16 protein-coding genes are annotated in these 12,926 nt (G+C 68.4%); 11 read left to right on the top strand and 5 right to left on the bottom strand.

The window, feature by feature from the left end; all coding sequences use genetic code 11:
* The 4 genes from mmsA to ITJ67_RS17850 form a co-directional block, all read right to left on the bottom strand.
* Nucleotides 1-1,076, bottom strand: a 1,076-nt coding sequence (mmsA, locus tag ITJ67_RS17835; RefSeq protein WP_194678520.1) for a CoA-acylating methylmalonate-semialdehyde dehydrogenase, incomplete at its 3' end; no start/stop codon positions are given.
* An 88-nt stretch (nt 1,077-1,164) separates the two neighbouring features.
* Complete coding sequence (locus ITJ67_RS17840; protein WP_194678521.1) at nt 1,165-2,073, bottom strand: deoxyribose-phosphate aldolase; 909 nt, start codon at nt 2,071-2,073, stop codon at nt 1,165-1,167.
* Nucleotides 2,066-3,034 carry a 5-dehydro-2-deoxygluconokinase gene (gene iolC / locus ITJ67_RS17845; RefSeq protein WP_104330922.1) on the bottom strand — a complete coding sequence of 323 codons (969 nt, stop codon included), beginning with the start codon at nt 3,032-3,034 and terminating at the stop codon, nt 2,066-2,068. Before iolC ends, ITJ67_RS17840 begins: the two co-directional genes overlap by 8 nt.
* Nucleotides 3,035-3,153: 119 nt before the next feature.
* A complete protein-coding gene (locus ITJ67_RS17850; protein WP_267238572.1) occupies nt 3,154-4,257 on the bottom strand; it encodes a glutamate--cysteine ligase in 1,104 nt (367 codons plus the stop codon).
* A 120-nt stretch (nt 4,258-4,377) separates the two neighbouring features.
* Between ITJ67_RS17850 and ITJ67_RS17855 the strand changes: the two genes are divergently transcribed.
* From ITJ67_RS17855 to trmD, 5 genes are all read left to right on the top strand, one after another.
* Nucleotides 4,378-4,587: an LPXTG cell wall anchor domain-containing protein gene (locus ITJ67_RS17855; RefSeq protein ID WP_194678523.1), complete on the top strand. Its 210-nt coding sequence runs from the start codon at nt 4,378-4,380 to the stop codon at nt 4,585-4,587.
* Nucleotides 4,588-4,731: 144 nt separating this feature from the next.
* Nucleotides 4,732-5,145 (top strand): 30S ribosomal protein S16, encoded by a 414-nt coding sequence (gene rpsP, locus ITJ67_RS17860; protein ID WP_160072507.1) that lies wholly within the window; start codon nt 4,732-4,734, stop codon nt 5,143-5,145.
* Between the two features lie 2 nt (nt 5,146-5,147).
* The gene (locus ITJ67_RS17865) at nt 5,148-5,378 is read left to right on the top strand and encodes an RNA-binding protein (RefSeq protein WP_068484100.1); all 231 of its coding nucleotides are present in this window, start codon (nt 5,148-5,150) and stop codon (nt 5,376-5,378) included.
* Between the two features lies 1 nt (nt 5,379).
* Complete coding sequence (gene rimM / locus ITJ67_RS17870) at nt 5,380-5,979, top strand: ribosome maturation factor RimM (protein ID WP_416362335.1); 600 nt, start codon at nt 5,380-5,382, stop codon at nt 5,977-5,979.
* 73 nt (nt 5,980-6,052) lie between these two features.
* Nucleotides 6,053-6,808, top strand: coding sequence for a tRNA (guanosine(37)-N1)-methyltransferase TrmD (gene trmD, locus ITJ67_RS17875; RefSeq protein WP_160072505.1), 756 nt, complete (start codon nt 6,053-6,055; stop codon nt 6,806-6,808).
* 33 nt (nt 6,809-6,841) lie between these two features.
* Here the strand turns inward: trmD and map are convergent, their stop codons facing one another.
* Nucleotides 6,842-7,609 carry a type I methionyl aminopeptidase gene (gene map, locus ITJ67_RS17880; protein WP_104330925.1) on the bottom strand — a complete coding sequence of 256 codons (768 nt, stop codon included), beginning with the start codon at nt 7,607-7,609 and terminating at the stop codon, nt 6,842-6,844.
* 75 nt (nt 7,610-7,684) lie between these two features.
* Here map and ITJ67_RS17885 point away from each other — a divergent pair, with 75 nt between their 5' ends.
* The 6 genes from ITJ67_RS17885 to ITJ67_RS17910 all read left to right on the top strand — a co-directional run bounded on the left by ITJ67_RS17885 (nt 7,685) and on the right by ITJ67_RS17910 (nt 12,894).
* Nucleotides 7,685-8,248, top strand: a complete 564-nt coding sequence (locus ITJ67_RS17885) for a hypothetical protein (protein ID WP_194678524.1) — start codon at nt 7,685-7,687, stop codon at nt 8,246-8,248.
* Nucleotides 8,249-8,417: 169 nt separating this feature from the next.
* Nucleotides 8,418-8,768 (top strand): 50S ribosomal protein L19, encoded by a 351-nt coding sequence (gene rplS, locus ITJ67_RS17890; protein ID WP_068484112.1) that lies wholly within the window; start codon nt 8,418-8,420, stop codon nt 8,766-8,768.
* Nucleotides 8,769-8,868: 100 nt separating this feature from the next.
* Nucleotides 8,869-9,747, top strand: coding sequence for a signal peptidase I (lepB, locus tag ITJ67_RS17895; protein WP_228503292.1), 879 nt, complete (start codon nt 8,869-8,871; stop codon nt 9,745-9,747).
* The gene (locus ITJ67_RS17900; RefSeq protein ID WP_194678525.1) at nt 9,744-10,397 is read left to right on the top strand and encodes a ribonuclease HII; all 654 of its coding nucleotides are present in this window, start codon (nt 9,744-9,746) and stop codon (nt 10,395-10,397) included. The genes lepB and ITJ67_RS17900 overlap by 4 nt, the downstream gene beginning before the upstream one ends.
* Before the next feature lie 12 nt (nt 10,398-10,409).
* A complete protein-coding gene (locus ITJ67_RS17905) occupies nt 10,410-10,733 on the top strand; it encodes a DUF2469 family protein (RefSeq protein ID WP_068484088.1) in 324 nt (107 codons plus the stop codon).
* A 73-nt stretch (nt 10,734-10,806) separates the two neighbouring features.
* Nucleotides 10,807-12,894 carry a RecQ family ATP-dependent DNA helicase gene (locus ITJ67_RS17910; protein WP_194678541.1) on the top strand — a complete coding sequence of 696 codons (2,088 nt, stop codon included), beginning with the start codon at nt 10,807-10,809 and terminating at the stop codon, nt 12,892-12,894.
* Nucleotides 12,895-12,926 lie beyond the last annotated feature (32 nt).

Raw genomic sequence — 12,926 nt, forward strand, 5'->3', positions numbered from 1 at the left:
CCGTCGACGAGCACGTCGGCGCCGTCGTCGTGGGCGATCTGGATGTAGGAGGCGATCTTGTCGCGGTGCACTTCCGAGACGATGGGGCCCATGTCGGGTTCTGCGTGCGTGTCGGTGGGGGTGCCGTCCCCGATGCGGAGCCCCTTGATGCGCTCGGTGACCTTCTCGATGAGCTCGTCCGCGACGGGTTCGATCGCGAGGACGATGCTGATGGCCATGCAGCGCTCGCCCGCGGACCCGTAGCCGGCGTTGATGGCCTGGTCGGCGACGAGGTCGAGGTCGGCGTCGGGGAGCACGAGCATGTGGTTCTTCGCGCCGCCGAGGGCCTGCACCCTTTTGCCGTTCTTGGAGGCGGTCTCGTAGATGTACTGCGCGATGGGGGTCGAGCCGACGAAGCTGATCGCGGCGACGTCGTCGTGGTTGAGGAGGCCGTCCACGGCCTGCTTGTCGCCGTTCAGGACGTTGAAGACGCCGTCGGGCAGGCCCGCTTCCTTCCAGAGTTCCGCGAGCCAGATCGCGGCGGAGGGGTCTTTCTCGCTCGGCTTGAGCACGACGGTGTTGCCGACCGCGATCGCGATGGGGAAGAACCACATGGGGACCATCGCGGGGAAGTTGAACGGGCTGATGATGCCGACCACGCCGAGGGCCTGCTTGATGGAGAACACGTCGACGCCGGTGGAGGCGTTCTCGGTGAAGTCGCCCTTCATGATGTGGGGGAACCCGGTCGCGAGCTCCACGACCTCGAGGCCCCGCTGGATCTCGCCGGCGGCGTCGGAGACGACCTTGCCGTGCTCGGAGGTGATGATGCGCGCGAGCTCGAGCTTCCGCTCGTTCAACAGCTCACGGAACTTGAAGATGATGTTCTGGCGCTTCGCGATCGAGGTGTTCGACCAGCCGGGGAACGCGGCCTTCGCGGCGGCGATCGCGGCGTTGATCTCTGCGTCGTCGGCGAGAGCGACGTTGCTCGTCGCGGTGCCGAGGGCGGGGTTGAAGACGGGCGAGGTGCGCGCGGGCGTCGAGGTCGAGGGGGCGCCGTCGATCCAGTGCTGGATCGTGGGCAGAGCAGTGTCAGTCATTGATCTTCCTTCGCTGTGGTGCGCCGGCCAGGAGCGGCGCTGGTGGATGCGGCAGCTGCCGCGATGAGAGGGTGTTGGGGGTCCGAGCTCAGCTCGGGGTGTGCACGAGGCTCGCGGCCGTGTCGACGGCGGCAGCGACGTCGCCATCGGCGGGGTAGAGAAGCGTGCGGCCGACGACGAGCCCGCGAACACCGGGGAGGGCGAGGGCGTCGGCCCACTTGGCGTACACCGCCTCCTGGTCGCCGTTCGGCTCTCCGCCGAGCAGCAGCGTCGGGAGTGTCGTCGCCGCCATGACGCGTTCCATCTCGGGGACGACGGGCAGCTTCATCCAGGTCGAGCCCGAGCTGTTGCCGAGCCCGGAGGTGATGGCGATCGAGTTGATGACGGCGTCGGGGGAGAGGTCGTTGACGATCCGGCCGTCCTTCCACTCGCTCATGAACGGCTCGAGCATGATCGGGAGGGACGCCGCCGCTGCGTCGTCGACGGCGCGGGCGTTGGCCTCCAGCGTCGAGACGGTGCCCGCATCCGCGAGATTCACCCGGACGAGCGTCTTCGCGAAGTCGATGCCGTCGCGAACCATCGACTCGACGTCGTAGCCCGTGAAGCGGTCGTCCATCTCGAAGCTCGCGCCGCGGAGACCGCCGCGGTTCATGGAGCCGACGATGAGCTTGTCGTCGAGCACGCCGAGCAGGGCGAGGTCGTCGATGATGTCGGGTGTGCCGAGCACGCCGTCCACGTCGGGGCGGGACAGGGCGAGCGCGAGCCGGTCGAGCAGGTCGTAGCGGTCGGCCATCGCCATGGCGTCGTCGCGGACGCCGAGGGCGCCACGTGCCGGGTGGTCGGCGGCGACGAAGAACAGTCGGCGATCCTCGGGGAGCAGCGACGAGCGTCGAACACGATTGGCGAGGGCCGCCCGCAACGCGGAGGGGCCGTCGGCTCGAGCGTCACGCAGCCGCTCGAAGGCCGCGTCGTCGAGGATCCGGTAGTGCTCAGGCAAGGGAGTTTTCCTTCAGGATCTCGTCGACCTCCGCCGTCGAGGGCATCGCGGTCGAGCACTCGAGTCGCGACGCCACGATGGCTCCCGCGACGTTCGCGAAGCGCAGGATGTGCTCGAGGTCCCACCCGGCGATGAGTCCCTTGCAGAAGGCCCCGCCGAAGCTGTCGCCAGCCCCGAGGCCGTTGACGACGTCGACGAAGTGCGTTGGCACCTCGATGGAGCCCTCTCGGGTCTTCGCCAGCACGCCGCGGGGGCCCTGCTTGACGACCGCGATGTCGACGCCTCGCTCGAGGAGCGCATCAGCTGCGCGCTGCGGCTCGGTCTCGCCGACCGCGACCTCGCACTCCTCCTTGTTGCCGATGGCGATGGTCGACTGCGCGAGGATGGGCTCGATGGCGGCCGTCGCGGTGGCCGCGTCCGGCCAGAACATGGCGCGGTAGTCGAGGTCGAGGATGGTGTGGTCGCGGCGAGCGCGAGCTGCGAACGCCGCGTGGTGGGCCGCGCGGCTCGGCTCCTCGGAGAGGCCGGTCACCGTCGCCCAGAAGATCTTGGCGTCACGGATCGCGTCGAGGTCGAGCGTCTCTGTCTCGATGTTGAGGTCCGGAGCCTTCGGCTGGCGGTAGAAGTAGAGGGGGAAGTCGTCCGGAGGGAAGATCTCGCAGAACGTGACCGGGGTCGCAAGCGAGTCATCGCGGGTGACGAAGTCGCTCTTGACGCCAAGGCGCTCGAGCTCGCGGACGATGTACCGTCCGAAGGGGTCGTCTCCCGTGCGGGTGATGACCGCCGAGCTCAGTCCGTGCTTGGCTCCGGCGACGGCGACGTTGGTCGCACTGCCGCCGAGGAACTTCCCGAAGGTCGAGACGTCCTCGAGCCCGACTCCGGTCTGGAGGGGGTAGATGTCGACGCCGACACGACCGAGCGTGATGAGGTCGAGGGGCGACGTAGCTGTTGTAGTGGTCATACGGCTCTGTACAACTTTCAGTCCGATGGTGAACGAGGACGAGAGTCAGCATACACCTAATGTCCTGACAAAGTAACAAAGTCTGGCGGTCCGACTTCGAGGCCCTGCGAAGGGCCGCGTCAGGCCTTGAGCTCGGCGATGAGGGAGTCGACGACGGGCACAAGCGCGCCGTCGTGCTCCTCGGCCACGCGGCGCTGGCGGTCGCTCGACGACCCGCTCTCGATGATGTCCGCGATCGCTGCGAGCTCGTCAGCGCAGCCCAGGTCCTCGGCGACTCGCAGGTAGTCGCCCTGGATGCGCTCGGCGAGCACCTCGGTCACGGGACGCTCGTTGCCCTCCGCATCCTCGATGATGGTCGCGTCGAGCCCGTAGCGCGCGGCGCGCCACTTGTTCTCACGGACGAACCACGAGGGAAGCCGATCCGTGTCGCGCCCCGCGTCGAGCTCGCGAGACGCGTGCTCCACGATCACGTGGTTGAGCGCGACCATGGCCCCGAGCTCGCGGAGGTTGGTCGCCCCATCCGAGATGCGGATCTCCACCGTGCCCCACTGTGCTGACGGGCGCACATCCCAGCGCAGCTCCTGCACCTCGTCGACGATCCCCGTGTGCAGCACATCGTGAGCGACGCGCTCGTAGTCCTCCCACGTCTCCATCTCCGGCGGGAGGCCGCCGGTCGGGAGCTGCTGGAAGATCATCGTGCGGTGCGAGCTGAACGTCGTGTCCTCGCCCTGCCAATACGGGCTCGATGTCGAGAGTGCGAGCATGAGCGGGTAGTTCGCCAATGCGGCTCGCATGATCGCCGGGACCTTCCGGCAGTCCTCGACCCCGACGTGCGTGTGCACGCCCCAGATCGCGAGCTGGCCTCCCCAGCGACCGGATCGCTCCGCGACCATGCGGTAGCGCTCACCGGGCGAGCGCTGCTGCTCGCGCCACTTGGAGAACGGATGCGTGCCAGAGCCGATCACGCTGGCGCCGGCGGCATCCGCGGCGGTCAGCAGCTCGTCCCTGAGCCCCCGGAGCTCGCCGACCGCCGACCCCGCCGAGCGGTGCACGCCCGTCACGAGTTCGACGGTGTTCGTGAGGAACTCCTTCGTGAACCGCTCATCGTCGAGACGAGAGATCAGTTCATGGCCGATGCCGGTCAGTTCGCGCGACTCAGCGTCGACGATACCGAGCTCCCATTCGACACCGAGTGTCGAACGCTCTGATGAGGCGAAACGCATGGTTGAAGCGTAGACGCACCAGGGCCCGCGGCGTGTCTGCATTGCGGCCCGATCCGCATCCGCCGCAATATAGGAGGAGGAGTCGGGCGACGGCACGCGCCGCCCGAGATCGGAGGCCTCATGCGCTACTCGGATGCCCTCGCAGAACTCGCCACGACCGGGGCCCAGGACTTCGTGCCATACGTCATCGGCGCCGTTCTCCTCGTCCTCGTGGGTGGAATCATCCTCTTCTTCGTGCAGCGCAGACAGCGCCGAGCGGAGCGCGCGAATGAGGCTGCGATCGACCCACAGGGTCGTTCGGGGTCCGGCGACGATTCTACGGTTGGCTAACTGGCCGAGAATCTGCCAAACTAGGCAGTTGAGCCTCGTGGGCTCGACCCTCTAATCCGGCCCACGGTTCACCATTGAGCTCTGCCGAGTGTGCCCCACGCCCTCCGGCTGTCGTTCGCCGATACACACACCATCAGGAGACACGTGGCTGTCAAAATTCGTCTGAAGCGCCTTGGAAAGATCCGGGCACCCTACTACCGCATCGTCGTCGCCGACTCGCGCACCAAGCGCGACGGTCGCGTCATCGAGGAGATCGGCAAGTACCACCCCACCGAGAACCCCTCGTTCATCGAGGTCAACTCGGAGCGTGCACAGTACTGGCTGAGCGTCGGCGCACAGGCCTCTGAGGCCGTCGTCGTCCTGCTCAAGCTCACGGGCGACTGGGGCAAGTTCACGGGCGAAGGCTCGACCGAGAACCAGGTCAAGGCACCCGAGGCCAAGGCTCCGTTCGTGGCAGACGCCGGCAAGAAGCCGGTCCTCCGCCCGAAGGCTGAGCCGAAGGCAGCTCCGGCCGCCGAGGTCACCGAAGAAGCAGCGACCGAAGAGGTCGAGGCCTAGTCATGCTCGCTTCCGCGCTGGAACATCTCGTCAAGGGAATCGTCGATCACCCCGACGATGTCCGCGTGGACCGCAGCACGGCTGCACGCGGCGAGGTCCTCGAAGTGCGTGTGCACTCCGAGGACCTCGGCCGCGTCATCGGTCGCTCCGGCCGCACTGCCAAGGCGCTGCGTACCGTCGTGACCGCCCTTGCCGATGGCCGCCGAGTCCGCGTCGACGTAGTTGACGACTGAGGTGGCAGGCAAGAAGAAGGGCATCACCGAGCTCCGAGTGGGGCGGCTCACCAAGGCCCACGGGCTCAAGGGTGCCGTCAAGCTCGAGCTCTTTACCGACGAGCCAGCCCGGCGCTTCGTGCCGGGCGCCAGCTTCAGCCTGCAGGTGCCCGCCGAGAGCGAGTGGCACGGCAAGAGCCTGGAGCTCCAGGAGCTCCGCTGGTACAACGGCCACCCGGTCGGATTCTTCGTCGGGGTCTCCGACCGCACAGCGGCCGAGAGCCTCGCCAAGGCGATCCTCTGGGTCGACTCCAACGACGCTGAGGAGCTCGAAGACGACGCCTGGTACGACCACCAGCTCGTCGGACTCGACGTCCAGCGCGAGGGCGTCTCCGTCGGCCAGGTCGTCCGTGTCGAGCACTTCCCCGCACAGGACCTGCTCGTCGTGAAGACCGCAGACGCGGAAGTGCTCGTCCCGCTCGTCAAAGCCATCGTCGCCGACGTCGACCTCGAGGCCGGCATCGTCAGCGTCACGCCCCCTGGTGGCCTCTTCGAGGAGATCGAGGAGTCACCCGCCGCAGCATCGGCCGAGCCCGTCGCTGCCAAGACCGAGGCAGAGTAACCGAGCCTCCACCATCCTCACGTCTGCGCGCCCGCGATCAACCGCGGGCGCGCATTCGCTTAAGCTGGAGCCCATGCGCGTCGACATCGTCACCATCTTTCCCGAGTTCTTCCAGGTGCTCGATGTCTCCCTGCTCGGCAGGGCGCGGCAGGACGGCATCATCGACGTTCGGGTGCACGACCTGCGCGACGCGACGACCGACCGGCACCGCACGGTGGACGACACTCCCTACGGCGGTGGCGCCGGCATGGTCATGAAGCCAGAGCCGTGGGGGCAGACGATCGACAGGATCCTCGACGAGGCCGTCGACGCCGAGACGGCTGCTGGCACCGACGCGGCAGCCCAGGAGGTGGGCGATGGCGACACCAGACCCCTCGTCGTCTTCCCATCACCCGCCGGAACGGTCTTCACGCAGGCGACCGCTCGGCGCTACGCGCTCGAGAAGCACATCGTGTTCGGCTGCGGGCGGTACGAGGGCATCGACCAGCGTGTCTTCGACGACACCGCGCAGCGCGCCAGAGTCGAGCTCGTGAGTCTCGGCGACTACGTGCTCAACGGGGGAGAGGTGGCCGTCACGGCCATGATCGAAGCCTTCGGTCGCCTGGTTCCCGGGGTCGTCGGCAACCCCGAGTCGCTGGTCGAGGAGTCGCACGAGGATGGCCTGCTCGAGTACCCGAGCTACACGAAGCCCGCCGTGTGGCGCGGCCGCGAGGTGCCAGACGTGCTCCTGAGCGGGCATCACGCGAAGATCGCCAGTTGGCGCCACGAGCAGCAGATCGAACGCACGCGACGCGTCCGCCCCGAGCTGCTGCCGCCCGAGGCCCGCTAGCCGCTAGCCGCTAGCCGCTAGCCGCTCGGCGCGCTAGCTGCGCGCCGTCAGGATGATCGGGTCGCCGTCGGTGATCACGACGGTGTGCTCGCTGTGCGCGCCTCGCGAGCCGTCTGCGCTGCGCAGCGTCCAGCCGTCCGCGTCCTGGACCAGCTTGTCCGTCGTCTCGAGGAACCACGGCTCGATGGCCAGCACGAGGCCCGGCTTGAGCGGCATGCCCCGGTTGGCGCGTCCGCGGTTCGGGACGCTCGGCTCCTGGTGCATGGTGCGGCCGACTCCGTGGCCGCCGAACTCGACGTTGACGGGGTAGCCGGCGTTCTTCGCGACCTGGCCGATGGCATGGGAGATGTCACCGAGCTTGTTGCCCGGGCGCGCGGCCTCGATGGCCGCATCCAGTGCCACCTCCGTCGTCGCCACGAGGCGCAGGTCCGCCTCACGGGGCGTGCCGACCGCGACGGTGATGGCCGAGTCGCTGACCCAGCCGTCGACGGCGACCGCGAAGTCGAGCGTCAGCAGGTCGCCGTCCTTGAGGGAGTAGTCGTGGGGAAGGCCGTGCAGGACGGCATCGTTGACCGACGTGCAGATGACCTTGCCGAACGGTGAGTTGCCGAAGGAGGGGTGGTAGTCGATGTAGCAGCTCTTCGCGCCGCGCTTGGTGATCAGCTCGTGCGCTCGAGCATCGAGCTCCAGGAGGTTCGTGCCCACTGCGGCGCTCTGCGAGAGCTCGCTGAGCACCTCGGCGACGAAGCGCCCCGCGGGTCGCATCTCTTCGATTTCCTTCTGGGTGCGCAGCTCGATCATCCGACAATCGTACCGGCGCTCGTGCCGTGAGCGAACGATCTGCCTCCGCTCGGGAACCTCCCGTAGCGTTGGCACATGGGCATCGGCCGACTCATCTACCGCGCACTCCTCCCCGCGGCGCTCTTCCTCGCCGCCTGGCAGTTCGTGGGGTGGCTCATCCTCGGCGCCCCGGTCGGGCGATTGTTCGTCTTCGGATTCGCGGGTCTCGCGGCCGTCGCCGGGCTCCTCATCCTCTCCGCGAACTTCTGGCTCAGGCCCGACATCCGCGAGTCCAAGGCCCTGCAGCCGCGCGATGTCCCCCTCATCGTCGTGCCCTGGCTGCTCTGGGCAGTCGGGGCCGTGGTTCCCGACGCTCCAGGGCTGTGGGTGCTCGCCGCCGCGTTCCTGTCCATGGTCGTCGCGGGCTCCATCGCGCGCAGGCGGCTGACGGCTGTCGTCCAGGAGAGGCTGGCCGCCGCGCAGACCGCGGGTCCGCAGGCGAATCCGTTCGGGCTGTTCGGCGGCATGCCTGGCATGCCGACCCCTGGGATGCCCGGGGCATCGGGGCGGGGAGGGCCGCCCGCAGGAGGTGGGGGAGCATCCGGACCCGATGCCGGAAAGATCATCACCCTCGACCCCGACCCGGAAGAGCGCAGCTGAGCGTGCGTTCCGCTCGGCGCTCGCATTGCGGGCGTCTGTCGGGCGTGGTTTACTAGATCCTTGTGCCGCGGCTCGACTCTGCCACAGGGGAAGAGAGCACTTCGCGATGCACGCCAACCTCTTCACTGACCTTCGCAGCCGACCTGTGGCGACTGCAGAGAGCGAAATCATGACCAACGTTATCGACGTCATCGACGCAGCATCGCTGCGTAGCGATGTCCCAGACTTCCGCCCCGGCGACACCGTCAAGGTGCACGTGAACATCGTCGAAGGCACGCGCTCGCGCGTCCAGGTCTTCCAGGGTGTTGTCATCGCTCGTCAGGGCGCTGGCGTCCGCGAGACCTTCACGGTCCGCAAGGTCAGCTTCCAGGTGGGCGTGGAGCGCACGTTCCCCGTGCACACCCCGGTCATCGAGAAGATCGAGATCGTCTCCCGCGGCGCCGTGCGTCGCGCGAAGCTGTACTACCTCCGTGGTCGTCGTGGCAAGGCTGCGAAGATCCGCGAGAAGCGTGACAACTAAGCTTCAGCAGTAGGCGAATGGCTCCCCATAGCGGGAGCCATTCGTGTCGATCCGGACGAACATCACAACCGCCGCGGCGGACCGAGCTTGAGGGGGCGCCATGGTCGACGCGAGTGCGCGCGATCGCCGCGCTCCGTCTCACGGACGAGCGCCGCACGAGGGCAGGCACCGCCTCGGCCGCACCGATCGTCCCGCGGGACTGGGCGCGTCGGAGATCGCCGACGCGCCCATCCACGCGACGGGGCTCATCGCCGCTGATGAGCCCGCGCCGGAGCGCACCGGCCGTCTCGGCAAGGCGATGCTCTCGTTCGCGCGCGACCTCGTCATCGTCGCGGTCCTCGCGATCGTCATGTCGATGCTCATCAAGACCTTCCTGCTGCGGCCCTTCTACATCCCCTCCGCGTCGATGAACGACACGCTCGTCGTCGAGGACCGCGTGCTCGTTAACCTCCTCGTCCCGGACATGATCGGCATCGAGCGCGGCGACATCGTCGTGTTCGAGGATCCGGGCGGATGGCTCCCGGTCGTCGCGCCGACGGAGAAGTCCCCGTCGCAGGCCGCGGTCGACGGCGCCCTCGAGTTCGTGGGCCTCAAGCCGGAAGAGACGAGCAACCACCTCATCAAGCGGGTCATCGGGCTGCCTGGCGATACGGTCTCGTGCTGCAACGAGTACGGCCAGGTGCTCATCAACGGCCTGCCGGTCGGTGAGCCCTACCTGCTGCTTCAGGACGGGCAGGCGGCTTCCGGGCTGCCGTTCGATGTGACCGTCCCGGAGGGGCACCTCTGGGTCATGGGCGACAACCGCTACAACTCGGAGGACTCCCGGTACCACCAGGACGAGCCGGGAGGCGGCTTCGTGCCCGTCGACGACGTCGTCGGCAAGGCGTTCCTGCTGAACTGGCCGCTCGATCGCTTCACCTTCCTCGGCAACTACCCCGAGGTCTTCGACCGCGTCCCTGAGCGGACGGACCAGGAGTGACACCACCCGTCGACCCCACGCTCGACGTCGAGCGAGAGCTGCTGCTCACCGCCCCCGTCGTCATCGGCGTCGACGAGGTCGGGCGCGGAGCCATCGCCGGGCCTGTCGCTGTGGGAGCCTGCGCAATCGATGCCAGCAGGATCGAGCTCGGGGCCCCGGCAGGCGTCCGCGACTCCAAGCTGCTGAGCGCGAAGCGCCGGCTCGAAGCACGCGCGGGCATCGAGGCATGGGCGATGAGCGTCGGCGTCGGGTACGCGAGCGCCATCGAGATCGACGAGCGCGGCATCACTGCCTGCCTCGGGGCCGCCGCCAAGCGGGCGCTCGCCGAACTCCACGCGAGCGGGGTCCCGGTCGCGGACGCCGTCGTGCTGCTCGACGGCTCGCATGACTGGCTCTCGCCGTGCCTCTCGACGCCGCTCCGTGTCGTGGTGCGCCCGAAGGCCGACAGGGACTGCACCTCGGTCGCAGCAGCGTCCGTGATCGCGAAGCTCGAACGAGATGCCCTCATGGTCTCGGCGGGCGAGGCGCATCCCGAATACCTCTGGGAATCGAACAAGGGATACGGCAGCGCGGCCCACCTCGCGGCGATCGCCGCGGCGGGCCCGAGCGAGCTCCACCGGCACACCTGGCTTCGCGCCGCGACCCCGTAGACTGGGCGGATCATGGACGACGAGAATTTCGACGATTACGAGCGCGAGCAGGAGCTTTCCCTGTTTCGCGAGTACCGCGACGTCGCGGGGCAGTTCAAATACGTGATCGAGACCGAGCGCCGCTTCTACCTTGCGAACAGCGTGGACCTGGTGCGGCGCGACACCGAGCACGATTTCTACTTCGAGCTCACGATGAAAGACGTGTGGGTGTGGGACATCTACCGTTCCGACCGCTTCGTCAAGCAGGTCCGCGTGCTGACCTTCAAGGACGTCAACGTCGAGGAGACGGGCTCGAAGGAGTTCGAGCTTCCCAAGGAGCTCGCGCTCGACGAATAGCGGGCTTGCCGCGACGCGCCGACTGGACGCTGTTGTCGGTGGTCCATGGGAGCCTCGTGGAGTGACAGAGACGATGATTCCCGAGGCCACCGCATCCGCAGCCACTCAGATCCTGAGGGCGCTTGTCGGCAGAGACGACGCGGTCTTCCACGACGGACAGCTCGAGGCGATCTCGGCGATCGTCGACGAGCGGCGACGAGTCCTCGTCGTGCAGCGCACCGGCTGGGGCAAGTCGGCCGTGTACTTCATCTCGAGCCTCATGCTGCGTGCCCGCGGTGCCGGGCCGACGATCCTCATCTCGCCGCTGCTCGCCCTCATGCGCGACCAGGTCGAGGCAGCGAGTCGTGCGGGCGTGCGGGCGGTGTCCATGTCGTCGGCGAACGCGCACGAGTGGGCGAGCATCCGAGAGCAGCTCGCCGCCGACGAGATCGATGTCCTGCTCGTCTCACCTGAGCGCCTCAACAACCCGGAGTTCCGAGACACGCAGCTGCCGGAGCTCCTCAACCGCACGGGTCTTGTCGTGGTCGACGAGGCGCACTGCATCTCCGACTGGGGTCACGACTTCCGGCCCGACTACCGGCGTATCGCGTCTCTCATCTCCGGGCTCGGCACCGACATCCCCGTCCTCGCGACGACGGCGACCGCGAACGAGCGGGTCGTCCACGACATCGAGGAGCAGCTCGGCCGCAGCGGCATCCTCACGATCCGCGGCCCGCTCGCGCGAGCCAGCCTCCGACTCGGCGTGCTCCGACTCGGCAATGCTCGTGAGCGGCTGGCGTGGCTCCTGCAGCATCTCGAAGAGCTGCCGGGATCCGGCATCATCTACACCCTCACGGTCGCGGGGGCCGAAGACACGTCTGCGGCCCTCCGGGAAGCCGGAATCCACGCGCCCGCGTACACGGGCAAGACCGACCCTGACGAGCGCGAGCGCCTCGAGGGCGCGCTGAAGCGCAATGAGGTCAAGGCCCTGGTCGCCACAAGCGCCCTCGGCATGGGGTTCGACAAGCCCGACCTCGGGTTCGTCGTGCACCTCGGGGCTCCGTCGTCGCCGGTCGCGTACTACCAGCAGGTCGGCCGAGCCGGTCGTTCGAGCGCGTCGGCCGACGTGCTGCTGCTGCCGGGCGAGGAGGACCGCGCGATCTGGGAGTACTTCGCGACGGTCTCGATGCCGGACGAGGAGCGCGCGCAGGCTGTCCTCGGGGCACTTGGCGGCTCACCGCGGTCGACGGTCGCGCTCGAGTCGGCGGTCGACCTCCGACGCTCTCGCCTCGAGCTGCTGCTCAAGGTGCTCGACGTCGACGGCGCTGTGCGGCGCGAGCAGGGCGGCTGGGTCTCGACCGGCCAGCCGTGGAGCTACGACGGCGAGCGGTACGCCCGTATCGCCTCGGCCCGCTCGGCGGAGGCGCAGTCGATGATCGACTACGAGCGCACCGACGGCTGTCGCATGGAGTTCCTGCAACGTCAGCTCGACGACTCGACTGCCGCGCCGTGCGGGCGCTGCGACAACTGCGCGGGCATCTGGTTCGACTCGACGACGGATGCGGCGGTGCAGGCGAGAGCGGGGGCCGCGCTCGATCGTGTCGGCGCCGACATCGCGCCGAGGCGCCAATGGCCGAGCGGCATGGCGAGCCTCGGTGTCGAGCTGAAGGGGCGCATCCCCAAGGAGGAGCAGGCGTCAGAGGGCCGGGTGCTCGCGCGCCTCAGCGACCTCGGCTGGGGAGGTCCGCTGCGTGAGCTCTTCGACTCGGCCGGGCCGGAGACGACCGTGACGGGGCCGTTGCTGCAGGCGTGCATCCGCATCCTGTCCGAGTGGAAGTGGGCGGCGCGGCCGCAGGGAGTCGTGTTCGTTCCCTCGCGCTCGAAGCCCCGCCTGAGTGCTTCGCTTGCCGAGGGCATCGCCAGTGCGGGGCGTCTGCCGCTCCTGGGGTCGCTTGATCTCGTTCGCGGCGGGCCGGCGGGCCAGCCGGGTGGCAACAGTGCGTTCCGGCTCTCCAGCGTCGAGGGACGTTTCTCGGCGGGGTCGCTCGATATCCCGGCGGGGCCCGTGCTCCTCATCGACGACTTCGTCGACAGCGGTTGGACCATGACGGTCTGCTCGCGTGAGCTCCGTCGTGCGGGCGCGAGCGCCGTGCTGCCGTTGGCCCTCGCGCAGCGCGGCTGACGCGCAGCCAGGCCGGCGGGTACCCGCGTTCC

The organism is Pseudoclavibacter sp. VKM Ac-2867, from assembly GCF_015351275.1.
Lineage (GTDB): Bacteria > Actinomycetota > Actinomycetes > Actinomycetales > Microbacteriaceae > Pseudoclavibacter.

Coding starts and splice junctions, on each gene's coding strand:
- iolC (WP_104330922.1), bottom strand. CDS start 3,034: ATGACCACTACAACAGCTACGTCGCCCCTCGACCTCATCACGCTCGGT.
- ITJ67_RS17850 (WP_267238572.1), bottom strand. CDS start 4,257: ATGCGTTTCGCCTCATCAGAGCGTTCGACACTCGGTGTCGAATGGGAG.
- ITJ67_RS17855 (WP_194678523.1), top strand. CDS start 4,378: ATGCGCTACTCGGATGCCCTCGCAGAACTCGCCACGACCGGGGCCCAG.
- ITJ67_RS17865 (WP_068484100.1), top strand. CDS start 5,148: ATGCTCGCTTCCGCGCTGGAACATCTCGTCAAGGGAATCGTCGATCAC.
- trmD (WP_160072505.1), top strand. CDS start 6,053: ATGCGCGTCGACATCGTCACCATCTTTCCCGAGTTCTTCCAGGTGCTC.
- map (WP_104330925.1), bottom strand. CDS start 7,609: ATGATCGAGCTGCGCACCCAGAAGGAAATCGAAGAGATGCGACCCGCG.
- ITJ67_RS17885 (WP_194678524.1), top strand. CDS start 7,685: ATGGGCATCGGCCGACTCATCTACCGCGCACTCCTCCCCGCGGCGCTC.
- rplS (WP_068484112.1), top strand. CDS start 8,418: ATGACCAACGTTATCGACGTCATCGACGCAGCATCGCTGCGTAGCGAT.
- lepB (WP_228503292.1), top strand. CDS start 8,869: ATGGTCGACGCGAGTGCGCGCGATCGCCGCGCTCCGTCTCACGGACGA.
- ITJ67_RS17905 (WP_068484088.1), top strand. CDS start 10,410: ATGGACGACGAGAATTTCGACGATTACGAGCGCGAGCAGGAGCTTTCC.
- ITJ67_RS17910 (WP_194678541.1), top strand. CDS start 10,807: ATGATTCCCGAGGCCACCGCATCCGCAGCCACTCAGATCCTGAGGGCG.